The sequence below is a fragment of the Cupriavidus oxalaticus genome (assembly GCF_004768545.1).
GTDB lineage: Bacteria > Pseudomonadota > Gammaproteobacteria > Burkholderiales > Burkholderiaceae > Cupriavidus > Cupriavidus oxalaticus_A.
Genome location: NZ_CP038635.1, coordinates 1138990 through 1163476, shown reverse-complemented (window position 1 = coordinate 1163476; position 24487 = coordinate 1138990). Strand labels below are relative to the sequence as shown.

Below are 24487 nucleotides of genomic sequence, written 5' to 3'. Positions count from 1 at the left end.
AACGGCTGTACGATCGCTATACCCGCGAGCCGTGAGCCTGAGGACCGTCATGAACGCCGAAGCCTCCCTCCCGTTACCAGAATCCGGCGCCACGACAGCGGCCGCCACGCGCGGCTGCTTGCGTGGCGCTTTTGTTTTGGCCGCGGCAGTCGCCCTGCTGCTGGCCACCGGCTGCGCGCAGATCCCGCGCGACGCCAACGGCTCGCCCCCGACGGCGCGGCTCGCCCCGAATGCCATGCCGCCCGCCCGGCTGACGCCCGAAGCACGGCAAAAGCTCGATGCCCTGAACCAGGAGGTGCTGCGCGAGCAGGCCGACGCCATCGCGCGGCAGCAACAGGCCGAGGCCTATGCGCGTGCGGCATATGCCTATCCCAATACCAGCTGGAACCTGTTTTACGGAGGATGGGGGGGCGGCCACTGGGGTGGCGGCGTCAGCGTGGGAATGCCCGGCTACTGGGGCGGCTATCCGTACTGGTGGTGACGGCCACGGTGCCGCCGGGCAGGAAGCAGAACGTTGATCAGTGTCCGCCGCGCCCGGCGACGGAGTTCGCCGGCGGCGGCAGCGGCGGCGTGGCGCTGACCTTGGGAGCCGGTGCCACGAACTGCACGAACACCTCGCCTTCCCTCACCATGCCCAGCTCATAGCGCGCACGTTCCTCGATCGCGCCGGTGCCGTCCTGCAGGTCGGCAACTTCCCCTTCCAGCTTGGCATTGCGCAGCTTGAGCGTCTGGTTGCGGGTACCTTGCTCGGTCAGCTGGCGGTTCAGGTCCCAGACGCGCAGCCAGCCACCCTTGCCCAGCCAGAGCGGATACTGGACCGCGAGCAGCAGCACGAACAACAGCAGCGAAATCAGACGCATGAAAGGTTGCGGACGAGAAATTCCGCACAATGATCTGCGAAGTCGGCCCGGAAGGCAATTGCCAGGCAGATTTCGATACAAAAACGGCGGTGGCCGGATGTTATCCGTGCCACCGCCTTTTCACAGCCATCACGTCATGCCGCACTAACGCACTAATGCGCTAACGGGCACGACGGGCAAGGTTCAGCGCAGGTTGTAGAACGCGCCCTTGCCCGGGTAGCTGGCGATATCGCCGAGGTCTTCCTCGATGCGCAGCAGCTGATTGTACTTGGCCATGCGGTCCGAGCGCGACAGCGAGCCGGTCTTGATCTGGCCGGCGTTGGTGCCCACGGCGATGTCGGCAATGGTGCTGTCTTCGGTTTCGCCCGAGCGGTGCGAGATCACGGCGGTATAGCCGGCGCGCTTGGCCATCTCGATGGCGGCGAAGGTTTCGGTCAGGGTGCCGATCTGGTTGATCTTGATCAGGATCGAGTTGCCGATGCCCTTCTCGATGCCTTCCTTCAGGATCTTGGTGTTGGTGACGAACAGGTCGTCTCCCACCAGCTGCACGCGCTTGCCCAGCTTGTCGGTCAGCGTCTTCCAGCCGTCCCAGTCGCCTTCGGCCATGCCGTCCTCGATCGACACGATCGGGAACTTGTCGCACAGGTTGGCCAGGTAGTCGGCGAACTGGGTCGAGGTCAGCTTCAGGCCTTCGCCTTCCAGCTGGTACACGCCTTCGCCTTCGTGGTAGAACTCGCTGGCGGCGCAGTCCAGCGCCAGCAGCACGTCTTCACCGGCGCGGTAGCCGGCCTTCTCGATGGCTTGCACGATGGTGTTCAGGCATTCCTCGTTGGACGAGAAGTTCGGCGCGAAGCCGCCCTCGTCGCCCACCGCGGTGGACATGCCCTTGTCGGCCAGGATCTTCTTCAGCGCGTGGAAGATTTCGGCGCCGCAACGCAGCGCTTCGCGGAAGCTGGTCTGCGACACCGGCATGACCATGAATTCCTGGATGTCCAGGCTGTTGTTGGCGTGCGCGCCGCCGTTGACGATGTTCATCATCGGCACCGGCAGTTGCATCGCGCCCGAGCCGCCGAAGTAGCGGTACAGCGGCAGGCCGGCTTCTTCAGCGGCGGCCTTGGCCACGGCCATCGACACCGCCAGCATGGCGTTGGCGCCCAGGCGGCCCTTGTTCTCGGTGCCGTCGAGGTCGATCAGGGTGCGGTCCAGGAAGGCCTGCTCGGAGGCGTCCAGGCCCATGATGGCTTCGGAGATTTCGGTGTTGATGTGCTCGACGGCCTTCAGCACGCCCTTGCCCAGGTAGCGCGACTTGTCGCCGTCACGCAGTTCGATGGCTTCGCGCGAACCGGTCGATGCGCCCGACGGCACCGCGGCGCGGCCCATCACGCCCGATTCCAGCAGCACGTCGCATTCGACGGTGGGGTTGCCGCGCGAGTCGAGAACCTCGCGACCGATGATATCTACGATTGCACTCATGAATTCCTCTCTGACTGTTGATTCTTGCTGCTGCTGATTACTTCAACCTGTGCCTGTGTCAGGCGCGTGTCAAACGGCCCGACAACCCTCAGGCAGCGCCTTCCACCACGATCATGTTCATCTTTGCCGCATGCTCGCGCGCCTTGCGGGCCGCGCGATAGGCTTCGCCGTCGTGGAACGACTTGGCGGCTTCATAGCTGGGGAATTTCAGCACCACGACGCGGCTCGGCGCCCACTCGCCTTCCAGCGGCTCGGTCTTGCCGCCGCGTACCAGCACCTCGGCGCCATGGATCTGCATGGCCTTGCTCGACAGCACTTTGTATTCTTCGTACTGCTGGGGGTCGGTCACGTCGACGTAGGCGATGATATAGCCCGCGGCCATGGAGAATCTCCCGATTTTTTGTATTGTCTTTCGATATGGTTTGTCACCACCGGCATTGCGGTGGTGACAAGACCGGGCCTGCTCAGGCGCAGGCCGGCCAGCCGAAGTTGTCTTCCAGGAAACCGGCGCGCTTGACCAGCGTGTCCAGTTCCTTGAGTACGGCCAGCAGTTCCTTCATGCGCGACAGCGGCACCGCGTTGGGGCCGTCGGACATCGCCTTGCTCGGATCCGGGTGCGTTTCCATGAACAGGCCCGCCACGCCGGTGGCGACGGCGGCGCGCGACAGCACCGGCACGAACTCGCGCTGGCCGCCGGAGCTGGTGCCCTGGCCGCCCGGCAGCTGCACCGAGTGGGTGGCGTCGAACACCACCGGGGCACCGGTCTCGCGCATGATCGCCAGCGAGCGCATGTCGGACACGAGGTTGTTGTAGCCGAACGAGACGCCGCGTTCGCAGGCCATGAAGACGTCATCCGGCAGGCCGGCTTCGCGCGCGGCGTCGCGGGCCTTGTCGATCACGTTCTTCATGTCGCCCGGCGCCAGGAACTGGCCCTTCTTGATGTTCACCGGCTTGCCGCTCTGGGCGCAGGCACGGATGAAATCGGTCTGGCGGCACAGGAAGGCCGGGGTCTGCAGCACGTCGACCACGGCGGCGACGGGCTTGATCTCGTCGATCTCGTGGATGTCGGTCAGCACCGGCACGCCGACTTCGCGCTTGACGGTCGCCAGGATCTCCAGGCCCTTCTCCATCCCCAGGCCGCGGAACGATTTGCCGGAAGAACGGTTGGCCTTGTCGAACGACGACTTGTAGATGAACGGGATGCCCAGTTCAGCGGTGATGGCCTTGAGCTCGCCGGCGGTATCCAGCGCCATCTGCTCGGACTCGATCACGCACGGACCGGCGATCAGGAAGAACGGCTTGTCGAGGCCGACCTCGAATCCACAGAGTTTCATGACAGACTCCTCTCTTGCCGCCTGGCCTCAGGCGCCCTTGCGCTGCTGGCTGGCAAGCGCGGCTTCGACGTAGGCCTTGAACAGCGGATGGCCGTCACGCGGCGTCGAGGTGAATTCCGGGTGGAACTGCACGCCGACGAACCACGGGTGCATCGACTCCGGCAGCTCCATCATTTCCGGCAGGTTCTCGGTCGGGGTACGGGCCGAGATCACCATGCCGGCGTTTTCCAGCGTCGGCACGTAATGGTTGTTGACCTCGTAGCGGTGACGGTGGCGCTCGTTGACCTCGGCGCCGTAGATGGCGTTGGCCTTGGTGCCTTCCTTGACCGGCACGCGCTGCGCGCCCAGGCGCATGGTGCCGCCCAGATCGGAATCGGCCGAGCGCTGCTCGACCTTGCCTTCGCGGTCGACCCACTCGGTGATCAGCGCGACCACCGGGTGTTCGGTTTCAAGGTTGAATTCGGTCGAGTTGGCGTCGGCCATATTGGCCACGTGGCGGGCAAACTCGATCACGGCCAGCTGCATGCCGAGGCAGATGCCCAGGTACGGCACCTTGTTCTCGCGGGCGTACTGGATCGCGCGGATCTTGCCTTCCGTGCCGCGCTTGCCGAAGCCGCCCGGCACCAGGATGGCGTCGAGCGGGGCCAGCACTTCGAGGTGGCCCGATTCCAGTTCCTCGGAATCGATGTACTCGATGTTGACGCGCGTGGCGGTGTGCATGCCGGCGTGGCGCAGCGCCTCGATCAGCGACTTGTACGACTCGGTCAGGTCGACGTACTTGCCGACCATGCCGATGGTGATTTCGTGCTCGGGATGTTCCTGGGCGTTGACCAGCTTCTGCCACATCGACAGGTCGGCCGGGCGCGGGTCCAGGCGCAGTTCCTCGCAGATCAGGCGGTCGAGGCCCTGCTCGTTGAGCATCTGCGGAATCTTGTAGATGCTGTCCGCATCCCACACCGAGATCACGGCGTCTTGCGGGATATTGGCGAACAGCGAAATCTTGGCGCGCTCGTCGTCCGGGATCGGGCGGTCGGCGCGGCACAGCAGCGCGGTCGGCGAAATGCCGATTTCACGCAGTTTCTGCACCGAGTGCTGGGTCGGCTTGGTCTTCAGCTCGCCGGCGCTGGCAATGAACGGCACCAGCGTCAGGTGCACGAAGGCAGCGTGGTTGCGTCCCATGCGCAGGCTCATCTGGCGCGCGGCTTCCAGGAACGGCAGCGATTCGATGTCACCCACGGTACCGCCGATTTCCACCAGCGCCACGTCGGCCTTGCCGTCGTGCGAGGCAGCGGCGCCCTTCTCGATGAAGGCCTGGATCTCGTTGGTGATATGCGGAATCACCTGCACGGTCTTGCCGAGGTATTCGCCGCGGCGCTCCTTGCGGATCACCGATTCGTAGATCTGGCCGGTGGTGAAGTTGTTCGACTTGCGCATCTTGGCCGAGACGAAACGCTCGTAGTGGCCGAGATCGAGGTCGGTTTCCGCACCGTCTTCCGTGACAAACACCTCGCCATGCTGGAAGGGGCTCATCGTGCCGGGATCGACGTTGATGTAGGGATCTAGCTTGAGGAGGGTGACTTTGAGGCCGCGCGACTCAAGAATGGCCGCGAGCGAGGCAGCAGCGATGCCCTTGCCGAGAGAAGAGACGACGCCACCGGTGACGAAGACGAATTTGGTCATAAACCGAGCTTGCCGGGGAAATCGGGATTATACATGAGAGCCCGGTCCGCGCCGACCCGGAAATTGTGACAGCCCCGCCCGCCAATCGCCTGGCGGGCGGGGCTCTATGGGGATCTTCCGGGCCGCGCGGCAGGCTGCGCCGCATGCGCCGCTTGAAAATGATCAACGAAGGATCAGCGCCCGTCGCGGCGCATCGCTCCGATCAGGTCGCGCACCAGTTGCGCCGTTTCCTGCGGCCGCTCCATCGGGTATAAATGGCCGCCCTCGATAAAGCGCAGGTTTTCGCCCACGAGCTTGCGGGTCGCGGCAAGGCCGCACTGGCGCACCTCGCGCGAGCGCGTACCGGCGACAAAGCCGACCGGCACCGGCGCGCCCCGCCTGAGCTTGCGCCCCAGGCTGGTAGGCAGCGTGCGGTAGATCGAGTACTCGACCTCGCGGTCGAAGCGCAGGCGCCGCTCGTTGCCCTTGCCGGTCGGCTCGGTGCCATGGAGCGCATAGTCGCGCAGCACCTCCTGGTCCCACACGGCAAAATTCGGCTTGCCGCGGAAGTGCTGCCACACGGCCTCGGCATCGGGCCAGTGCGTGCGCCGGTTCTTCGTCACCGCCGCCGGGCCGGGCTTTTCGTCGATGCCGAGCACCTGCGCCGTCTTCAGCAGCGAGGCGCGCCAGCCGGCAATGATCGGCGAATCCAGCATCACCACGCCGCGCACCCATTCGGGCCGGCGCAGCGCCGCCATCATCGACAGGAAGCCGCCCAGCGAATGGCCCACCAGCCAGACCGGCTCGCGGTACTGGCGCCCCACTTCCTCGAGCAGTTCTTCCACCAGATGCGGCCAGCCACGCGTGACCGGAAACTGGGGCCGGTGGCCGTAACGGTCCACGGCGCGGAACTCGAACTCGCCGTCCAGTTCGCCGAACAGCTTGCGGTACGTCGTGACCGGAAAGCCGTTGGCATGTGAAAAATGGATGATCTCGCGCACCGCCCCGCCCCTCATTCCTGGGTGCGGGAGGGATTGCGCCTGGCGCGCACGGGCTGGCCCCAGCAGTCGCCCTCGCCGCTGCGCGCCAGCGGGAAGTCGGCCGGCAGGGCCGGGTCCCATTCGGGGTTGTGGATTTCGCCGAACACCTGGCGCAGCCGGTGGCCCCAGGTATCGCGGATCATGCGGAAATAGGCGTTGCGCTCGTCGATGTTGACGAAGCGCGTCACGCGCAGCGAATCCGCCTCGTAGACCAGCAGGTCCAGCGGCAAACCCACTGAAATATTGGACTTCAGCGTCGAATCCATCGAGATCAGCGCGCATTTCGCGCCCTCGGCCAGCGGCAGCGACGGATGCACGACGCGGTCGATGATGGGCTTGCCGTACTTGGCCTCGCCGATCTGGAAATAACAGTTTTCCGGCGTGGCTTCGACGAAGTTGCCGGCAGCATAGATGTTGAACAGCCGCACCCGCTCGCCGCGGACCTGGCCGCCGAAGATCAGGCTGACGTTGAATTCGATGCCGGCATCGCGCAGCGCATGCGCGTCGCGCTTGTGCACCTGGCGCACCGCGTCACCGACGATGGACGCGGCTTCGAACATGTCCCGCGCGTTCCACAACGAGCGCTTGTCGTCGTGGTTCTCCGCCAGGATCTGGCGCACCGACTGGCTGATGGCGAGGTTGCCCGCGGTCATCAGCACCATCACGCGGTCGCCTGGCTCTTCGAACACGGTCATCTTGCGTGCCGTCGAGATGGCGTCCACCCCGGCGTTGGTGCGGGAATCGGACAGGAATACCAGGCCGGCATCCAGCCGCATGGCTACACAGTACGTCATGGTCTTGTTCTGGTGTTCTTGTCGGACGGCCGGGAGTGGCCGGCCGGAGGGCTGCATTAACGGATTCTAGCGCCGCTGCCGTGTCTCGGTGCCGGTTCTGGAATGTGGCACCTAATTGGCGCGGCCGAAGCTAGACCGGATCGGCAAGCGGCGTGATCACGACATTGACCTCGAGCGTCTCGCCGGCACCGCCCTCCAGGATGCCCCGGACCGGTGCGGCAGACTGGTAGTCGCGCCCCACGGCGAGGCGGACATGGCGCTCGTCGGTGAGGCAGCCGTGGGTGATGTCGATGCTGCACCAGATCTCGCGCTGGGGATCCAGACAAACGTCGGCCCATGCATGGCTGGCCAGTTCGGTCGCGGCGGGATCGTAGAAGTAGCCGCTCACATAGCGCGCCGGCACACCGAGCGCGCGGCATACCGCCACCATCACTTGCGCCTGATCCTGGCACACGCCGCTGCCCAGGCCGAACGCCTCGGCGGCTGAAGTCCCGACATCGGTGGTATTGGGCTTGTAGCGGACGCGTTCGCCGATGGCCTGGGCCAGCGCCAGCAACGCGGGAATTTCATGGCCCGAGGCCAGGAAAGGCGCGGCGAAGGCCTGCATCTCGCGCGGCGCCGTGGTCAGCGGCGTGCTGCCGAGGAAGTACAGCGGCGACACGCGCGATTCGCCGGCCGGCGGCGCATCGCAGAAGGCATGGTGGCCGTCGCGGTCGAGGTCGCCATGCGGAGGCAGCACTTCCACTTCGCCGCTGGCTTCGATGGCAATGGTGTCCGCCGGGCCCGCCACGGTGAAGTTGTGCACGATGTTACCGAAGCCGTCGCACGCCGCCGACGGGTTGCCCGGCGTGCTCAGCTGCCAGCTGTGCACGGTCTGCAGCGGGCCCGAGCGCGGCTCGAGCCGCAGCTCGTGCACGCTGCGGCGCACCGGCTCGGCATAGCGGTAGACAGTATGGTGGTGGATCTTGTATTTCACGGTATCAGGGCGCGGCGCGGCGGCGGCAGCACATGGTCGTTGCCGGCGCGCCCATGTCAGGCCGCCTGCAGCGGTACCAGGAAGTCCCGGCTGATGCCATTGCCGAGATCGCCGATGCGCTCCAGGAAGCTGGTCAGGTACGCATGCAGGCCGACGGCAAAGATGTCGTCGATGCGCGCGTATTTGAGGTCGGCGTGGAGTTTACCAGCCTGCCGCTCGGTCTCCGCCGACTGCTGGTTGCGCACCATGGCCAGGATCGTCACCACCTCGTCCATGCTCGACACCAGCGAGCGCGGCATGTCGGGGCGCAGCACCAGCAGTTCGGCCACGCGCTGTGGCGTGACCACCGCGCGATACACCTTGCGGTAGACCTCGAAGCCGGACACCGAGCGCAGCACCGCAGCCCAGTGGTAGAAGTCGTTCTGCTCGCGGTTGGGATCGCTGTCGTCACTGCCCGAGGCCTGGAACTTGACGTCGAGGATCCGCGCGGTATTGTCGGCGCGCTCCAGGAAGGTGCCCAGCCGCATGAAGTGAAAGGCATCGTCCTTGAGCATGGTGCCGAACTGCACGCCGCGCGCCAGGTGCGAGCGGAACTTGACCCATTCGAAGAAGCTCGACGGGTCTTCCCTGAGTACGCCGTCGGCGATCATGCGCTGCACGTCGAGCCAGGTCGTGTTGACGGTTTCCCAGACTTCGGTGGTCAGCGAGCCGCGCACCGCGCGCGCGTTCTCGCGTGCCGCGCGCAGGCAACTCATGATCGACGACACATTGGTCATGTCGCGCACCATGAAGTCGATCACGTCGTCGCGCGACAGCAGGCCGTACTTGTGGTCGAAGGCCTGCGTCAGCTCCGAGATATCGAGCATCGCCCACCAGCCCTGCTCGGCCACCTCGGCCGACTGCGGCAGCAGCGAGGTCTGGTAGTTGACGTCGAGCATCCGTGCGGTGTTTTCCGCGCGCTCGGTGTAGCGGGCCATCCAGAACAGGTGGTCGGCGGTACGGCTCAGCATGTGGGCTCTCCTGGCATGGCAGCGGCGGTGTTGATCGCGGTGTTGCTCGCGGTCTTGATCGCGTGAGGGGCTGTCGTCGTCATCGTTCGAGCACCCAGGTGTCCTTGGTGCCGCCCCCTTGCGAGGAATTGACCACCAGCGAGCCCTCGCGCAGCGCCACGCGCGTGAGCCCGCCGGGCACCATGCGCACCTCCTTGCCCGACAGCACGAACGGGCGCAGGTCGATATGGCGCGGGGCGATGCCCGACTCCACATAGGTCGGGCAGGTCGACAGCGCCAGCGTCGGCTGCGCGATGTACTGCTCGGGCCTGGCCTTGACCACCTCGCGGAAGGCATCGATCTCGGCGCGCGTCGCGGCCGGACCCACCAGCATGCCGTAGCCGCCGGCGCCGTGGGTTTCCTTGACTACCAGCTCTTGCATATGGTCGAGCACGTACTGCAGGTCGTCGGGACGCCGGCACATGTAGGTGGGTACGTTGTTGAGGATGACCTCTTCGCCGAGGTAGAAGCGGATCATGTCGGGCACGTACGGATAGATCGACTTGTCGTCCGCCACGCCGGTGCCGATCGCATTGCAGATGGTCACGTTGCCGGCACGGTAGACCGACAGCAGCCCGGCCGCGCCAAGCGCGGAATCGTGCCGGAACACCAGCGGGTCGAGGAAGTCGTCGTCGACGCGCCGGTAGATCACGTCGATGCGCTGCGGCCCCTGCGTGGTGCGCATGAACAGGTGGTCGTCCTCGACGAACAGGTCGCTGCCTTCGACCAGTTCAACGCCCATCTGCTGCGCCAGGAAGGCGTGCTCGAAGTACGCCGAGTTATACATGCCCGGAGTCAGCACCACCACCGTGGGATCGGCGATCGCCTGCGGCGATACGCCGCGCAGCATGTCGAGCAGCAGGTCGGGATAGTGCGCCACCGGCGCGACGCGGTTGCGTGCGAACAGGTCCGGGAACAGCCGCATCATCATCTTGCGGTTTTCCAGCATGTACGACACGCCGGAGGGCACGCGCAGGTTGTCTTCCAGCACGTAGAACTCGCCCTCGCCGGCACGCACCACGTCGATGCCGGCCACGTGCGCATAGATGTCGTGCGGCACGGTGACGCCGAGCATCTCGGGTCGGTACTGGGCGTTGTTGTAGATCTGATCGGGCGGGATCACGCCGGCCCGGATGATGTCCTGGCCGTGGTAGATGTCGTGGATGAACCGGTTCAGCGCAGCCACGCGCTGGCGCAGGCCTTTTTCCAGCAGCGCCCATTCGCTGGCCGGGAAGATGCGCGGGATCACGTCGAACGGGATGGTGCGCTCGGTGCCGCTGTTGGCTTCGTCCTTGTCGCCATAGACGGCAAAGGTAATGCCCACGCGCCGGAAGATCAGGTCCGCCTCGGCCCGCTTGTTGTCCATGGTGCCGCCGGACTGCCGCGCCAGCCAGTCAGCGAAATGCCGGTAATGCGGGCGTACCGCCCCGTCGGGCAATGCCTGCCCTGCCTGGATGACCGTGGGCGCCCCGTCGGCGCGCCAGTCCAGCATCTCGTCGAAAAACCGCCCTGCCATGATGGCCGTTCCTCCATGTAGTGGGCGTCGGGTGCTGCCACTGCCCCGCATCCGGCCGCCCTGGTTTGACCTGGCTGTCCTGCCACAAGCCCGCCGCGTTATTGCCCCGGGGCCCGGGAGGGTCTCCGATGGCATTGGCGCGGCGATACTGTCGAGTCACTGGCCCTTTCAGCATACCTGTACCGGCGAAAGCCGCAAGCTGGCGAATCCTGGCCGGCACGGAAAGTGAGCTAGCAAGATGTCTGCCAGCGCACGCAAAAACGGCCGCCGGCGAGGCTGGCGGCCGTCATTGCGATGGCGCGGTGGATCGCGGGCGAAAGGCTCAGCGAGCGGAAGCCTGCAGGATGGTGTCCACCAGGACTTCGGGCGACTGGCGGATATCGAGCTCCAGCGCGTCGCGCGGCGCTTCCAGCGTATCGAACTGGCTCTGCAGCAGCTCGGGATTGAAGAAGTGGTCGGTGCGGGCGGACAGGCGCCCGGCGATCAGTGCGGCATCGCCCTTCATGTGGACGAAGGTCACGCCGCCGTCTGGCGGCGTGAGCCGGTCGCGGTACGCCTGGCGCAGGGCCGAGCAAGTGAACACGTGGGTCCGGCCTTCGGCGCGCGCCGTGTCGATGGCGGCGCGCATCGCCGCCAGCCAGGGCCAGCGGTCTTCGTCGGTCAGCGGGATGCCCGCGTGCATCTTGGCCTTGTTGGCCTCGCTGTGGAATTCGTCCGCGTCATGGAAGCCGCAGCCCAGGCGCTGCGCCAGCAGCTGGCCGACCGTGGTCTTGCCGCTGCCGGAAACGCCCATCAGGATATAGATCATGTCTGCTCCGTCGGTCTTGGTATCGTCTTGCTGTCGTGAGGCAGGTGCGCAAGGCTATTGTGCGACGGTTTGCGCCGCCACGGCAGCGGCGGATGCGCCTGGCGCGGCGCCGGCATCCGCTTCGGACAGGTCGAGTGCGCTGCCCCCCTCTTCCGCGATGCGCGCATGGCGCCGGAACGAGCCAAACAGGCCGCGCCCGAGGCTGAACCGGGCAAAATCGTCGGCCGGGGCCGGCGCCGGCTCGCGCGCCGCGAACTCGCCCTCGTCGCCCAGCCATTGCAGCACGCCGGCGACCGCGTCGACGCGGATGCGGTCGCCGTCGCGCACGCGGGCCAGCGCGCCGCCGGCCAGTGCCTCAGGGCCGACGTGGATCACCGCAGGCACCTTGCCCGACGCGCCCGACATGCGCCCGTCGGTCACCAGCGCCACCTTGTGGCCGGCGTCCTGCAGCGCGCCCAGCACCGGCGTCAGGCGGTGCAGCTCGGGCATGCCGTTGGCGTTCGGCCCCTGGAAGCGGACCACGGCGACCAGGTCGCCATTCAGTTCGCCGGCATCGAACGCGGCCTGCAGCGCTTCCTGCGCATCGAAGACGCGCACCGGCGCCTCAACCACGCGATGCTCGGGCGCCACGGCCGAGACCTTGATCACACCGCGGCCCAGGTTGCCCTGCATCAGCCGCAGCCCGCCTTCGGGCGAGAACGGCGCCGCGGCGCTGGCAACGACCTGGGCGTCGCCGCTTGCCGTCGCCCCCTCGCGCCATTGCAGCACGCTATCGCGCATCACCGGCTCCTGCGTGTAGCGCGCCAGGCCCGGGCCCGCGACGGTCTGCACGTCCTCATGCAGCAGCCCGGCCTGCAGCAGCTCGCGGATAATCAGCCCGGCCCCGCCGGCGGCATGGAAGTGGTTCACGTCGGCGGAGCCGTTCGGGTACACCCGCGCCAGCAGCGGCGTGATGCGCGACAGTCGGTCGAAGTCGTCCCAGTCGATGATGATGCCGGCGGCGCGCGCCATGGCCACCAGGTGAATGGTGTGGTTGGTCGAGCCGCCTGTCGCCAGCAGGCCGACCATGGCGTTGGCCACGGCGCGCTCGTCGACGATGCGCGCCAGCGGCAGGTAGTCGCTGCCGCGCGCACTCAGCGCAATCGCGCGCTGCGCCGCCGCGGCCGTCAGCGCATCGCGCAGGCCGCTGTCCGGGTGGACGAAGGCCGCGCCGGGCAGGTGCAGGCCCATGATCTCCATCAGGAACTGGTTGCTGTTGGCGGTGCCATAGAAGGTACAGGTGCCGGCCCCGTGGTAGGCCTGGCATTCGGCCTCGAGCAGCGCATCGCGGCCAACCTGGCCGGTGGCGTAAAGCTGGCGCACGCGCGCCTTCTCCTTGTTGGACAGGCCGGTGGCCATCGGGCCCGCCGGCACGAACACTACCGGCAGGTGGCCGAACTGCAGCGCGCCCATCAGCAGGCCCGGCACGATCTTGTCGCACACGCCCAGCATCAGCGCCGCATCGAAGGTGTTGTGCGACAACGCGATGGCCGTGCCCATGGCAATCGCATCGCGCGAGAACAGCGACAGCTCCATGCCGGCGTTGCCCTGCGTGATGCCATCGCACATCGCCGGCACGCCGCCCGCCACCTGCGCCACGGCCCCGACCGCGCGCGCGGCTTCGCGGATGACGCCGGGGTAGCGCTCATAGGGCTGGTGCGCCGACAGCATGTCGTTGTACGCGGTGACGATGCCGAGATTGGGCGCATGGTCGACGCGCAGCTTCAGCTTGTCGTTGGCTGGCAGTGCGGCGAAGCCGTGCGCCAGGTTGGCGCAGGACATGCCGCGCAGCGGTCCCAGCTCGGCTTGCGCACGCTCGCAGCGTGCAAGGTAGGCGGCACGGCTGGCGCGGCTGCGGGCAACGATGCGTTCGGTGACGGCCAACAGCTCGGCATGGACGGCAATGGGCATGGCGGAGGCGTTCCTTTTGTCGGGGCGTAGCACCAAAGCGGCGCGATCGCATGTAGATTTTCTACATTATTACCGATAGCAATGCCGCCGTCGACTGGATCATGCATCACAATGGCGCTCAATCTTGCTTGTTTTCCCACATCACGGGCAAACCCTGACAGCCAGGCGGGCACGATTTCGGGCACGATGCCTCGCCAACGGATGTAGAATCTCTACATTAGAGAATCCCGAACAACCTGATATCCGCCCGCCGCCATGCGCGACCGAATCCTTGCCGTCTACGACACGCTCCGCCCCTCCGAACGCCGTCTGGCGGACTACGTCGCCGAGCACGGCGCCGCCGTTATCCGCCTGTCGATGCCCGAACTGGCCGAGCGCGCAGGCGTGTCGCAGCCCACCATCGCACGGTTCTGCGCCGCACTGGGCTACGACGGCTTCCGCGAGTTCAAGCTGCAATTCGCGCAGAACGTCGGCGGCGGCATGCCATTCGTGCACCAGGATGTGGACGCCCACGACCGCCCCGCCGACATCGCCGGCAAGGTGTTCGACCGCACCATCGCCACGCTGATGAGCGTGCGCAACGCGCTGTCGGCCGACCAGATCGAACACGGCATCCACCTGCTGGCGCGCGCCCGCCGCATCGAGTTCTACGGCTGCGGCAATTCCGGCATCGTCGCGCTCGACATCCAGCACAAGTTCTTCCGTCTCGGCATCCCGACCGTCGCCTATTCCGACCCGCATGTCTTCAGCATGTCCGCCGCGCTGCTCGGCGCCGGCGACGTGGCGGTGCTGGTGTCCAACAGCGGCCGCACCTGGGACATGCTGACTGCCGCCACGCTGGCGCGCAGCAGCGGCGCCAGCGTGCTGGCGATCACCCACAGCGGCTCGCCGCTGGCCAAGCTGGCCGACGTTTGCGTGTTTTCCGATGTCGAGGAAGACAGCGAGGTCTATACGCCGATGACCTCGCGCATCAGCCACCTGGTGCTTGGCGACGTGCTGGCCGCGGGCGTGGCACTGGAGCGCGCGGAAACGGTTGCCGCCGGGCTGCAGCGTGCCAAGGCCCACCTGCGCGAACGCCGCATCGCGGGCGCCGAGCCGGCACGCACGCTGCCGCCTGCCCGAGGCCGCGCCAAGCCCCAGCCGGCTGCCGCCGACGCGCAACCTGCCCCGGCGGCCACCCGCGCGCGACGCCGCAAGGCCCGCTAGCGCGGTAATGCCGTTCAGTTAAGTCTGAACGGCATTTTTCTTTGCAGGGGTTGTAAACAAGGTGTCGAGCTGTTAACTTGCCGTTCCGATGCTATCGGAACAAGTCCACGCCACCCTTGAGCTTAGTGAGCCGGCCAGTTTTGCCCGGCTCAGCGAGCACCTGCCGATGGCTTGGATTGAGCAAGCGCTGGCAGCCTCGGGGACAGCGTCCGTTCGCCGGCGCCGACTGCCAGCAGAGCAGGTGGTCTGGCTGGTCATCGCGCTGGCGCTCTATCGGCACCAATCGATTCCCGATGTGCTGGAGACGCTGGACCTGGCACTGCCCAACGATGCCAACGCCTGTGTCAGCAAGAGCGGGATCGCCCAAGCCCGCGAGCGGCTTGGAGACAAGCCTCTGTTGTGGCTGTTCGAGCAGACCGCACGGGCGTGGGTGGCTCAGGATGCTGCGCACTACAAATGGAAGGGCTTGGCGCTTTACGCCATGGATGGGACCACCTTCCGCACTGCCGATAGCCCTGAGAATCGCCTCCACTTTGGCGCGCAGAGCTACGCCAGCGGCAAGGTCGCCAGCTATCCACAAGTCCGCGGGGTCTCGCTCACGGCTGTTCCCACCCATCTTGTTGCCGATATCGCCTTTGGCTGCTATGGGCGCAACGAGATGCTCTATGCCAAGGAGCTCATTGAGCGGATCCCGGATCATTCGTTAACGATCTTTGACAAGGGCTTTCTGGCCGCAGAGATCCTGTGGGGCTTGCGCATGGGCGGCAGCGAGCGCCACTTCCTGATCCCCGCTAAGAAGAATCTGCAGTGGGAGTTGCTCTCAGGCAACGAGGGCGATGGCATCGTCCAGATGAAGGTCTCGCCTCAGGCTCGCCGCAAGAATCCTGCCTTGCCAGAGACTTGGACAGCTCGCGCGATCCGGGACGAGGACTCAGACCGCGTCCTGTTGACCTCGTTGACAGACCGTCGGCGCTTCAAGGCAGCCGACATCATTGGGTGCTACAAGCGCCGTTGGGAAATCGAAACCAGCTATCGAGAACTGAAGCAGACGATGCTCGGGGCCGAACTGACCTTGCGCAGCCGCCAGCCTGAGGGCGTGCATCAGGAAATCTGGGGGGCACTGATTGCGTACAACCTGGTGCGTCTGGAGATGGCCAAGGCTGCGCTCGAGGCCCGCGCCGAGCCCACCGACTTGAGCTTTGTGCTGGCCTTGCGCCTGATACAGGGCGAGTTGATCTGGGCAGCCGGCATGGCCCCAGGCAAGCTGCCGGCCCATCTGCAGCGCATGCGCGCCAAACTTCAGTTGGCGATCGTCCAAAAGCGACGGGGGCGTAAGTGCCCCCGTGAAGTCAAAGCCCTGCCTAAGCGCTACACCGTCCGGTTCCTCAGAAAGGACCTTAACTGAACGGCATTACCGCTAGCGCGGCGCATCCGGCCTGGTGCGCCAATAGCGCGGCTCAGCCTGCCGGAACACCGACAGCGTATAGCCCGCCGGCGCGGTGGCCATGGTCACCGCGCCGGTTTCGTCAGTGCGGTAGCGCGCGATGCCGGCGCGTCCATAGCGCTCCCACACGTCGGCGCGGGGGTGGCGGTAGCGGTTGGCATAGCCAAGCTGGAATACCGCCGCCCGGGGCCGCACCGCGTCCAGCCACGCTGCACCGGAAGAGGTGCCGCTGCCGTGGTGCGCCACCACCATCACGTCGGCATGCAGCGCTTCGGGCGGCAGCCTGTCGATCAGCGCGCGTTCTTCGGCCACGCCGATATCGCCGGTCAGCAACAGGCGATGCCGCGCGGTCGCCACGCTCAGCACACAGCTACGGGCGTTGCTGGCGATCGCCGCCTGTTGCGACTGCAATGGCAACGGATGCAGCACCGTGAAACGCACGCCGTCCCAGTCCCATTGCTGGCCGTCCGCGCACGGCGCCCAGCCGGATGCTGGCGGCCCGAGCAAGGCATGGTGCGGCGGCGCGCCGGTACTGCGCGCCGCTACGGCCACCGCCGCCGCCACGTCAGCCACACCACCGGCATGATCCGCGTCTTCATGGCTGACCATCAGCTGGTCGAGCCGGCCGAGACCCAGGCCGCGCAGCACCGGCACCACCACTTGCGCGCCCGCACTGGAGCCCGATGCATAGCCAGGGCCCGTGTCGTACAGCAGCGCATGCGTACGCGTCTGCACCAGCACCGCGGTCCCCTGCCCCACGTCGAGCATCACCGCACGGAACTCGCCATGCGCCACCGGCGGGCCGCGCGCCAATACGAGCGGCAACACCAGCAGGCCGCCATGCAGGCGCGCCGCGGCACTGGCAGGCGGCGCCAGCAACAGCGCGATCCCGAGCAGGGCGAGCAGCAGCGGCAACGGCCCCGATGCCGGCGCCTCCCACATGGCCCACGGCAGGCCGGAAAGCCAACCCAGCAAGGCGGCCAGCCATACCATGGCCTGGTGCGCGACGGCCAGCAACGGCGTGGCCAGCATGGCCGGCGCGGCGGCGGCAGCCAGCGACAGTGGCGTCACCAGCAGGCTGACCACCGGGATCGCGATAGCATTGGCGAGCGGCGACACCACCGACACCTGCTGGAACAGCAACAGCGTCAGCGGCACCAGCCCGGCTGTGACCGCCCATTGCGTGCGCGCCGCGGCGGCAAGCGTGGCACGCATGCGTTGCCAGCGAGTTTCCGGCGCGCCATGCCCGGACCGGGCAGCGTAGAAGATCACCGCCACCGCGCCGAAAGACAGCCAGAAGCCCGGCGACATCACCGCCCACGGATCCAGCAGCAACGCCGCCAGTGCCGCACAAGCCAGCACCACCGACGCCGGCGGTGCCCGCCCACTCCACACCGCCAGTGCGGCCACGCATAGCATCGCCACCGTGCGCAACGCGGGCACCTGCATCCCGGCCAGCAGCCCGTATGTCACCGCACCGGCTACCGCCGTCACCAGGGCCGCGTGCCTGGCCGGCAGCCACAGGGGCAGCGGCCGGCGCAGCCGGCGCCCCAGCCCGAACGAATGCCGCCACAGCATGCCGGCGAACGACCCCGCCATGCCAGCGATCATGGTGATGTGCAGGCCTGAAATGCTGACAAGGTGGCTGATGCCGGTACGCCGGAACAACTGCCAGTCTTCCGTATCGATGCCGCGCTGGTCGCCGATCACCAGCGCGACCAGCACCGGGCCATAGCGCGCATCATCCGGCAGCGCCGCGCGCAGGTGATCGCGCACTGCCGCGCGCCACGCTTCGATGCGCCATGCGAGCCGTTCCCGCGTTGCCTCCTGCGGCGGACCATGCGCGCGTCGTACGTAGCCCGTCGCGCCATAGCCCTGCGCCAGCAGCCAATAGGCATAGTCGAAGCCGAAGGGATTGGCCAGTCCGCGCGGGCGCCGCAGGCGTATGGTCAGGGTATAGCGCTGGCCGGGGTACAGGTCAGGCGGCGCGTCGCGCCAGTGGAGAAGCAGCCGGCCGGGCAACGTCAATCCTGGTTCGTCCGCCCCATCCGGCACGGTCTTCCCGACGGTGAAGGCAAAGCGGACGCCGCCCGCTGATTCGGACGGCAATCCGGAAACCACACCCTGCACGTCGAGATCGCGCGATTCGAGCGATGCGGGCAACCACTCCCGCAAGCGCATATCGGCGCGCCATGCCGCCCAGCAGAACGCGGCACCAACGGCCACCGCGGCCACGGCGGCCAGCACCAGTCCCCGCCATGCGGCACGCAGGCGCCTGCCACGCAGCAGCATCGCGATGGCCGCCAGCACCAGACCGGCAGCGGCCACGCGCACGACGTCCTGCCGCGGCAGCGTTGCCTGCTGCTGCAGCAGCCAGCATCCCGCGACGAACGCCACCACGAACACGCGCACGGCATCTCCCCGGCTGATTGCACACAGCCAGAGTTGTAACCGCACGATGCAGCGGAAAGCTTGTCAGCCTGTCAGGAAATCGTGGAAGTTGTGTGTGTGGCCGGCGCCATGGATTCGGCGAACGCAGCCAGCCGCGGCAGTGCCTCGACGGCATTGCGCCAGGTTGCCTGCGCCAGCGCCGCGGCATCGATGCCGCGCAGATCGCTCAGCACGCGCGCCACGCCGGCGACTTCGGCGGGGGTGTTGCGCACCTTGTGCTGCTCGCCGAACTGGTCGTCGGCAAGCCACGCGGGTGCGATATCGGGAGCGTCGGTTTCCAGCACCAGCGCCTCCAGCGGCATGTCCGTAGCCAGCCGTCGGATCTGGCGCGCGCGGCTGAAGGTCAGGTTGCCGCCGAAGCCAAGCTTGAAGCCCTGCTCGACAAAGCGCCGCGCCTGCTCATGGCTGCCGTTGAACGCATGGGCGATGCCGCGCTTCACGCCCAGCTTGCGCAACTGCGCGCCGACCTGGTCCTGCGACTTGCGCACATGCAGCAGCACCGGCAGGTCAAATTCGCGCGCGATCTTCAACTGTTCGGCATAGAGCCAGGCCTGGTGATTGCTATCGAGACCGGCGACAAAGAAATCGAGCCCGATCTCGCCAATGCCGACGAAGCGCGGATCGCCCATGCTGGCCGCCACCTCGCGCCGCAGCGCATCGATATCGGCCTGCCCGGTACCGGGCGAGCAGAGCGGATGGATGCCGAGTGCGTAGACACAGCGCGAGTCGTCGTGCGCCAGCTTGCGCACCGCCTCGAAATTCCACACCGCCACCGCCGGCACGACCATGCCGCGCACGCCGGCGGCCTCGGCCGCGTCGGCTACCTGGCGCCGGTCAGCGTCGAATTCGCGCGCGTCGAGATGGCAGTGGGTGTCGATCCACATGGTGCAATGGCGGGGGCCCGGCCTAGCGTTCCTGGTGCAGGTGGCCGTCGCGCAGCCGCAGCACGCGGTCGCAGCGGCCGGCCAGGTCGAGGTCGTGGGTGACGATGACGAAGCTGGTGCCGAGCGTGCGCGACAGTTCGAGCATCAGATCGTAGACGCCGCCGGCGGTATGGTCGTCGAGGTTGCCGGTCGGTTCGTCGGCCAGCACGCAGGCGGGTTGCCCCACCAGCGCGCGCGCGATCGCCACGCGCTGCCGCTCGCCGCCGGACAGCTCGCCCGGCCGGTGTTTGGAGCGGCCGCCCAGCCCCACGCGCTCCAGCATCGCCTGCGCCGTGCCGCGCGCATCGTGCTGCGTCATGCCGCGGATACGCATCGGCATCGCCACGTTGTCGAGCGCGGTGAATTCCGGCAGCAGGTGATGGAACTGGTAGACAAAGCCCAGCGAGCGGTTGCGCACCACATTGCGCTCGCGCTCGCGCAGCGCCGTGAACGGCTTGCCGAGCAGCGCAACGCGGCCCGAGTCGGGATTGTCGAGCCCGCCCAGCACATGCAGCAGCGTGCTCTTGCCCGAGCCGGATGCACCGACGATGGCGACCTTCTCGCCGGCATTGACGCGCACGTCCACGCCGCGCAGCACTTCGACATCGAGCCCGCCCTGGCGAAAACGCTTGGTCAGGCCCTCCGCCACCAGCACCGGCGAACCGGCGACCGCCTGGCCCGCCGCATTGGGGGCGGTATCCGCTTGCAGCACGGCTTCACTCATAGCGCAGCGCCTCCGCGGGGTTGACGCGGGCGGCACGCCAGCTGGGGTACAGCGTGGCCAGCGTGGCCAGCACGAAGGAAATGATGCCGATGGTGGCGATGTCGTTCACGCGGGGATCCGAAGGCAATTCACTGATGAAATAGATGTCGCGCGGCAGGAACTGCACGCTGAGCACGCGCTCGATAAACGGCACAATCACGTCGATATTGGTCGCGATCAGCGTACCGCCGGCCACGCCCAGGATGGTGCCGATAAAGCCGATGGCGACGCCCTGCACGATAAAGATCTTCATGATCGAGCGGGGCTGCGCGCCCATGGTGCGCAGGATGGCGATATCGGCCTGCTTGTCGGTCACGGTCATCACCAGCGTCGACACCAGGTTGAACGCGGCCACCGCGATGATCAGCGTCAGGATGATGAACATCATGCGCTTCTCGGTCTGCACCGCGGCGAACCAGTTGCGGTTCTGCTTGGACCAGTCGCGCAGGTACAGCTCGCCCGACATGGTGCCGGCGAGCTGCTGCGCCACCTGCGGCGCGCGCTGCATGTCCTGCAGCTTCAGCCGCACACCGGTAGGTCCGCTCAGGCGGAACAGCGTCTCGGCGTCATGCATGTTGACCAGCGCCAGCGCGCTGTCGAACTCGAAGTGGCCCGACGAGAAGATGCCGGTCACGGTGAACTGCTTGAGCCGCGGCAGCACGCCGGCCGGCGTGATGGTGCCCTGCGGCGCGACCAGCGTAACCTTGTCGCCGACCTGCACGCCCATGGCATTGGCCAGCTCGTTGCCCAGCGCGATGCCGAATTCGCCCGGCACCAGCGCGTTCATGCTGCCGGACTTGAACTGGCTGCCGATGTCCGAGACCTTGGGTTCCTGCGACGGCTCGACACCACGCAGCAGCACGCCGCGCACGGCATCGTCGCGGGTCAGCATGGCCTGCGCCGCCACATAGGGCGCGGCGCCGACCACTTCCTTGTTCTGCAACGCCTCGGCCGCGGTGTGCTGCCAGTCGGGCAGCGACGACGGGCCGATGACCTCGATATGCGCCAGCACCGACAGCATGCGGTCGCGCACTTCTTTCTGGAAGCCGTTCATCACCGACAGCACCACGATCAGCGCGGCCACGCCCAGGGCGATCCCGAACATCGAGATCATCGAGATAAACGAAATAAAGGTGTTGCGGCTGGCGCGCTTGCTGGCGCGGGTGTATCGCCAGCCGATCTGCCACTCGTAGGGAAAGTTCAAGAGGATTCCTGTTGTTTCGGGATATCGCCGCCGCCCTTTCAAGGGGCGCCGGCGGCACTCAGGGAGCCGTGGCGAACGCCTTCCACGATGCACGGAAGCGGCGCGGGACTGGCATCGACCAGCCGGAAGTTTACAATCTCGCCACCATGATGACGCACCTGACCCTGATTGTGCCCTTTTCCGTCCCGCCGGGCGCCGGCGACGACGGCCGTGACGACGTCATTCCCGGCGCGCTGCTGCGGCAGTTGGAGCTGCCAGCGCTCGGAAAGTTGCTGACGCGGGCCACGCCGGGCCCGCGCGAGCGGCACGACGACCCGTTCCTGCGCAGCCTGCCGCAGGAACGCTGGCTGGCCGCCAAGACGGGGCTCGACACAGGCCGGGTGCCGTCGGCGCCTTATATGCGGCTGGCCGACAGCAGCGCAGCCGCCCTGGCGGCGGACGGCCAGTCCTGGGCCTGCCTGCAGCCGGTGCACATCCACGCGGCACGCGACCACCTGGTGCTGATGCCGCCGGCGCATCTCGGCATCCGGCCGGATGAGGCGGCCGCGCTGCACGCCGCCATCGAGCCGCTGCTGCAGGAATCCGGCATCGCGCTGCAGACGCCCTGCCCGGTGCGCTGGTACCTTCCCGAGTCAGTGTTCGGCCCGCTGGTAGCGACCACGCCGCTGCGCGCGGCCGGGCGCAACATCGATATCTGGATGCAGGCCGGCGAGCGTGCGCGCGACTGGCGCCGGGTACAGAACGAGATCCAGATGACCTGGTTCGACCATCCGGTCAACCAGGCCCGCGAGGCGCGCGGCGAGCTGCCGGTGAACTCGGTCTGGCTGTATGGCGGCGGCACGCTGCAGGCCGTGCCGCGCCTGGCCGACACGGTACTGAGCGACGACCCGTTCCTGGCCGGGCTGGCGCTGGCCGCCGGCAGCCGCGTATTGCCCGTGCCAGCGGGATTGGCCGGCGTGGCGGCGCCCGGGGGATCGGCGTTGGCGATGCTGGAACTCGCCACCGAAGCCCATATCACGGAGGACTGGGGCCTGTGGATCGAGCGCATGCATGCGCTCGATGCCGACTGGTTCGCACCGGCGCTGGAGGCGCTGGCCGCAGGCGGCATCGGCGGCGTGACGCTGGTGCTGGGCGGCGAGAACCACTTTGCCGAGTTCACCGTGACCCGCGCCGACCTGCGCAAGTTCTGGCGCGGCATGGGCCAGCGCGGCGACTGGCGCGCGCTGCTGTCCGACCTCGCCTTTGCCGCCTGAACCTCGCCGAACGCCAGCCAACGACCCATCGCAAGAACAAGACCGCCCCGCCATGACCCGGATCGCCATCCGCACCTATTCCTCCGAACACGTCTCCACGCTGGCCGCCGCCGGACTGCATCCCACGCTGGCCCGCATCCTGGCCGCGCGCGGCGTGGCCCGCACCGCCGAGCTGGCGACCGACCTGCCTGAACTGGTGCCACCGGGCGCCATGAAGGGCATCGGCCATGCCGCCGCCTACCTGGCCGACGCCATCGCCGCCGGCAAGCGCCTGCTGATCGTCGCCGACTATGACTGCGACGGCGCCACCGCCTGCGCGGTCGGGGTGCGCGGACTGCGCATGCTGGGCGCGCGGGTCGAGTACATCGTCCCCAACCGCTTCGAGTACGGATACGGCCTGACGCCGGAGATCGTGGCGCTGGCGGCCAGGCAGCAGCCGGACGTGATCGTCACCGTCGACAACGGCATCGCCAGCGTCGACGGCGTGGCCGCGGCCAATGCGCTGGGGATCGACGTGGTGGTGACCGACCACCACCTGCCGGGCGCCGAACTGCCCGACGCGGCGGTGATCGTCAACCCGAACCAGCCGGGCTGCGAATTCCCGAGCAAGAACCTGGCGGGCGTGGGCGTGATGTTCTACGTGCTGCTGGCGCTGCGCGCCGAGCTGCGCCGGCGCGGCGTCTACACCCAGGCCACCCAGCCGCCGCTGCAGACGCTGCTCGACCTGGTGGCGCTGGGCACCGTCGCCGACGTGGTCAAGCTCGACACCAATAACCGCATCCTGGTGGCGCAGGGCCTGCGGCGGATGCGCGCGGGACGCATGCAGCCGGGCGTGGCGGCGCTGTTCCGCGCCGCGGGCCGCGAGGCGTCGCGTGCCAATACCTTCGACCTCGGCTTCGGGCTGGGCCCGCGCCTGAACGCGGCCGGCCGGCTGGCGGACATGTCGCTGGGCATCGAATGCCTGCTGACCGACGATGCCAACCGCGCCTGGGAAATCGCCCAGGAGCTCGACAGCATGAACCGCGAGCGGCGCGATATCGAGGCCGGCATGCAGCAGGAGGCCTTGCAGATCCTGGAGCAGCCCATGGCCGGTCTTGCCGGCCCGGATCCGTCGGCGCGCTTTACCGTCAGCGTGTTCAACGACACCTGGCACCAGGGCGTGATCGGCATCGTCGCATCGCGGCTCAAGGACAAGTACCACCGCCCCACCATCACCTTCGCGCCCGGCGATGAAGCCACCATCAAGGGCTCGGGCCGCTCGATCCCGGGCTTCCACCTGCGCGACGCGCTCGACCTGGTGTCCAAGCGCTGCCCCGGCATGATGGTCAAGTTCGGCGGCCATGCCATGGCGGCCGGCCTGACCGTGCGCGCCGAGCGTTTTGCCGAGTTCCAGGAAGCCTTCGAAGCGGTCGGCAAGGAATGGCTGACCGACGACCAGCTCGCGCGCGTGATCGAGACCGACGGCGATATCGAGGACCACTGCTTCAGTCCAGAATTCGTCACCCTGCTGGAGCAGCAGGTGTGGGGCCAGGGCTTCCCGGCACCGACCTTTTGCGGCGAGTTCGACGTGCTGCGCCAGAGCGTGCTCAAGGGCAAGCACCTGAAGCTGCAGCTCGGGCGCGGCAGCCAGCGCTTCGATGCGATCTGGTTCAACCACGCCGAATCGCTCGGGGCCAGCGCGCAGGTGGCCTACCGGCTCGACAACAACACCTTCAACGGCGTCACGCGCGTGCAACTGGTGATCGAGCACGCGCAATAGCGTGCCGGCCGGGGCATCGCCCCGG

Annotated in this window: 21 protein-coding genes; 5 read left to right on the top strand and 16 right to left on the bottom strand. The window is 67.4% G+C overall.

Going from position 1 to position 24487, the window contains the following annotated elements:
- The first annotated feature begins 49 nt into the window (after window positions 1-49).
- Complete coding sequence (locus E0W60_RS16205; protein ID WP_135704950.1) at window positions 50-481, top strand: hypothetical protein; 432 nt, start codon at window positions 50-52, stop codon at window positions 479-481.
- 37 nt (window positions 482-518) lie between these two features.
- Here E0W60_RS16205 and ftsB read toward each other — a convergent pair whose 3' ends face one another.
- The 12 genes from ftsB to edd form a co-directional block, all read right to left on the bottom strand.
- Window positions 519-860: a cell division protein FtsB gene (ftsB, locus tag E0W60_RS16200; protein ID WP_029046895.1), complete on the bottom strand. Its 342-nt coding sequence runs from the start codon at window positions 858-860 to the stop codon at window positions 519-521.
- A 183-nt stretch (window positions 861-1043) separates the two neighbouring features.
- Window positions 1044-2333 (bottom strand): phosphopyruvate hydratase, encoded by a 1290-nt coding sequence (gene eno / locus E0W60_RS16195; RefSeq protein ID WP_133097518.1) that lies wholly within the window; start codon window positions 2331-2333, stop codon window positions 1044-1046.
- A gap of 88 nt (window positions 2334-2421) precedes the next feature.
- On the bottom strand, window positions 2422-2715 hold the full coding sequence (locus E0W60_RS16190) for a DUF1330 domain-containing protein (protein ID WP_133097519.1): 294 nt from the start codon (window positions 2713-2715) through the stop codon (window positions 2422-2424).
- An 82-nt stretch (window positions 2716-2797) separates the two neighbouring features.
- The gene (gene kdsA / locus E0W60_RS16185; protein ID WP_135704949.1) at window positions 2798-3667 is read right to left on the bottom strand and encodes a 3-deoxy-8-phosphooctulonate synthase; all 870 of its coding nucleotides are present in this window, start codon (window positions 3665-3667) and stop codon (window positions 2798-2800) included.
- A gap of 27 nt (window positions 3668-3694) precedes the next feature.
- Window positions 3695-5347, bottom strand: a complete 1653-nt coding sequence (locus tag E0W60_RS16180) for a CTP synthase (RefSeq protein ID WP_135704948.1) — start codon at window positions 5345-5347, stop codon at window positions 3695-3697.
- A 173-nt stretch (window positions 5348-5520) separates the two neighbouring features.
- Entirely contained in the window at window positions 5521-6327 is an 807-nt protein-coding gene (locus tag E0W60_RS16175) for an alpha/beta fold hydrolase (protein WP_135704947.1), read from the bottom strand.
- 11 nt (window positions 6328-6338) lie between these two features.
- The gene (locus tag E0W60_RS16170; RefSeq protein WP_133097523.1) at window positions 6339-7160 is read right to left on the bottom strand and encodes a peptidase; all 822 of its coding nucleotides are present in this window, start codon (window positions 7158-7160) and stop codon (window positions 6339-6341) included.
- A gap of 130 nt (window positions 7161-7290) precedes the next feature.
- The gene (locus E0W60_RS16165) at window positions 7291-8136 is read right to left on the bottom strand and encodes a transglutaminase family protein (RefSeq protein WP_135704946.1); all 846 of its coding nucleotides are present in this window, start codon (window positions 8134-8136) and stop codon (window positions 7291-7293) included.
- Window positions 8137-8192: 56 nt separating this feature from the next.
- Complete coding sequence (locus E0W60_RS16160; protein ID WP_133097525.1) at window positions 8193-9146, bottom strand: alpha-E domain-containing protein; 954 nt, start codon at window positions 9144-9146, stop codon at window positions 8193-8195.
- 79 nt (window positions 9147-9225) lie between these two features.
- Window positions 9226-10701, bottom strand: coding sequence for a circularly permuted type 2 ATP-grasp protein (locus tag E0W60_RS16155; protein WP_133097526.1), 1476 nt, complete (start codon window positions 10699-10701; stop codon window positions 9226-9228).
- A 322-nt stretch (window positions 10702-11023) separates the two neighbouring features.
- Window positions 11024-11509 carry a gluconokinase gene (locus E0W60_RS16150; protein WP_133097527.1) on the bottom strand — a complete coding sequence of 162 codons (486 nt, stop codon included), beginning with the start codon at window positions 11507-11509 and terminating at the stop codon, window positions 11024-11026.
- 54 nt (window positions 11510-11563) lie between these two features.
- The gene (edd, locus tag E0W60_RS16145; protein ID WP_135704945.1) at window positions 11564-13459 is read right to left on the bottom strand and encodes a phosphogluconate dehydratase; all 1896 of its coding nucleotides are present in this window, start codon (window positions 13457-13459) and stop codon (window positions 11564-11566) included.
- A 255-nt stretch (window positions 13460-13714) separates the two neighbouring features.
- Between edd and E0W60_RS16140 the strand changes: the two genes are divergently transcribed.
- Together E0W60_RS16140 and E0W60_RS16135 are read left to right on the top strand one after the other, a co-directional pair.
- Window positions 13715-14665, top strand: a complete 951-nt coding sequence (locus E0W60_RS16140; protein WP_135704944.1) for a MurR/RpiR family transcriptional regulator — start codon at window positions 13715-13717, stop codon at window positions 14663-14665.
- An 88-nt stretch (window positions 14666-14753) separates the two neighbouring features.
- Window positions 14754-16070, top strand: a complete 1317-nt coding sequence (locus tag E0W60_RS16135; RefSeq protein WP_135704128.1) for an IS4 family transposase — start codon at window positions 14754-14756, stop codon at window positions 16068-16070.
- A 12-nt stretch (window positions 16071-16082) separates the two neighbouring features.
- Here the strand turns inward: E0W60_RS16135 and E0W60_RS16130 are convergent, their stop codons facing one another.
- The 4 genes from E0W60_RS16130 to E0W60_RS16115 form a co-directional block, all read right to left on the bottom strand.
- Window positions 16083-18521, bottom strand: coding sequence for a DNA internalization-related competence protein ComEC/Rec2 (locus E0W60_RS16130; protein ID WP_135704943.1), 2439 nt, complete (start codon window positions 18519-18521; stop codon window positions 16083-16085).
- A 71-nt stretch (window positions 18522-18592) separates the two neighbouring features.
- Window positions 18593-19444, bottom strand: a complete 852-nt coding sequence (locus E0W60_RS16125) for a TatD family hydrolase (protein ID WP_135704942.1) — start codon at window positions 19442-19444, stop codon at window positions 18593-18595.
- Between the two features lie 22 nt (window positions 19445-19466).
- Window positions 19467-20207, bottom strand: coding sequence for a lipoprotein-releasing ABC transporter ATP-binding protein LolD (gene lolD, locus E0W60_RS16120; RefSeq protein WP_133097574.1), 741 nt, complete (start codon window positions 20205-20207; stop codon window positions 19467-19469).
- Window positions 20200-21450, bottom strand: a complete 1251-nt coding sequence (locus tag E0W60_RS16115) for a lipoprotein-releasing ABC transporter permease subunit (protein ID WP_135704941.1) — start codon at window positions 21448-21450, stop codon at window positions 20200-20202. The genes lolD and E0W60_RS16115 overlap by 8 nt, the downstream gene beginning before the upstream one ends.
- A gap of 146 nt (window positions 21451-21596) precedes the next feature.
- On the opposite strand from E0W60_RS16115, the gene E0W60_RS16110 reads away from it, so the two are divergent.
- Entirely contained in the window at window positions 21597-22703 is a 1107-nt protein-coding gene (locus tag E0W60_RS16110; protein ID WP_135704940.1) for a hypothetical protein, read from the top strand.
- 52 nt (window positions 22704-22755) lie between these two features.
- Entirely contained in the window at window positions 22756-24462 is a 1707-nt protein-coding gene (gene recJ, locus E0W60_RS16105; RefSeq protein WP_135704939.1) for a single-stranded-DNA-specific exonuclease RecJ, read from the top strand.
- Window positions 24463-24487 lie beyond the last annotated feature (25 nt).

Bases quoted from the DNA above. Each gene is read 5' to 3' on its own strand.
- E0W60_RS16135 (WP_135704128.1), top strand. From the start codon at position 14,754: ATGCTATCGGAACAAGTCCACGCCACCCTTGAGCTTAGTGAGCCGGCC.
- E0W60_RS16155 (WP_133097526.1), bottom strand. From the start codon at position 10,701: ATGGCAGGGCGGTTTTTCGACGAGATGCTGGACTGGCGCGCCGACGGG.
- E0W60_RS16180 (WP_135704948.1), bottom strand. From the start codon at position 5,347: ATGACCAAATTCGTCTTCGTCACCGGTGGCGTCGTCTCTTCTCTCGGC.
- recJ (WP_135704939.1), top strand. From the start codon at position 22,756: ATGACCCGGATCGCCATCCGCACCTATTCCTCCGAACACGTCTCCACG.
- E0W60_RS16160 (WP_133097525.1), bottom strand. From the start codon at position 9,146: ATGCTGAGCCGTACCGCCGACCACCTGTTCTGGATGGCCCGCTACACC.
- E0W60_RS16205 (WP_135704950.1), top strand. From the start codon at position 50: ATGAACGCCGAAGCCTCCCTCCCGTTACCAGAATCCGGCGCCACGACA.
- E0W60_RS16190 (WP_133097519.1), bottom strand. From the start codon at position 2,715: ATGGCCGCGGGCTATATCATCGCCTACGTCGACGTGACCGACCCCCAG.
- lolD (WP_133097574.1), bottom strand. From the start codon at position 20,207: ATGAGTGAAGCCGTGCTGCAAGCGGATACCGCCCCCAATGCGGCGGGC.
- E0W60_RS16170 (WP_133097523.1), bottom strand. From the start codon at position 7,160: ATGACGTACTGTGTAGCCATGCGGCTGGATGCCGGCCTGGTATTCCTG.
- eno (WP_133097518.1), bottom strand. From the start codon at position 2,333: ATGAGTGCAATCGTAGATATCATCGGTCGCGAGGTTCTCGACTCGCGC.
- edd (WP_135704945.1), bottom strand. From the start codon at position 13,459: ATGCCCATTGCCGTCCATGCCGAGCTGTTGGCCGTCACCGAACGCATC.
- E0W60_RS16150 (WP_133097527.1), bottom strand. From the start codon at position 11,509: ATGATCTATATCCTGATGGGCGTTTCCGGCAGCGGCAAGACCACGGTC.
- E0W60_RS16125 (WP_135704942.1), bottom strand. From the start codon at position 19,444: ATGTGGATCGACACCCACTGCCATCTCGACGCGCGCGAATTCGACGCT.
- E0W60_RS16140 (WP_135704944.1), top strand. From the start codon at position 13,715: ATGCGCGACCGAATCCTTGCCGTCTACGACACGCTCCGCCCCTCCGAA.
- ftsB (WP_029046895.1), bottom strand. From the start codon at position 860: ATGCGTCTGATTTCGCTGCTGTTGTTCGTGCTGCTGCTCGCGGTCCAG.
- kdsA (WP_135704949.1), bottom strand. From the start codon at position 3,667: ATGAAACTCTGTGGATTCGAGGTCGGCCTCGACAAGCCGTTCTTCCTG.
- E0W60_RS16110 (WP_135704940.1), top strand. From the start codon at position 21,597: ATGATGACGCACCTGACCCTGATTGTGCCCTTTTCCGTCCCGCCGGGC.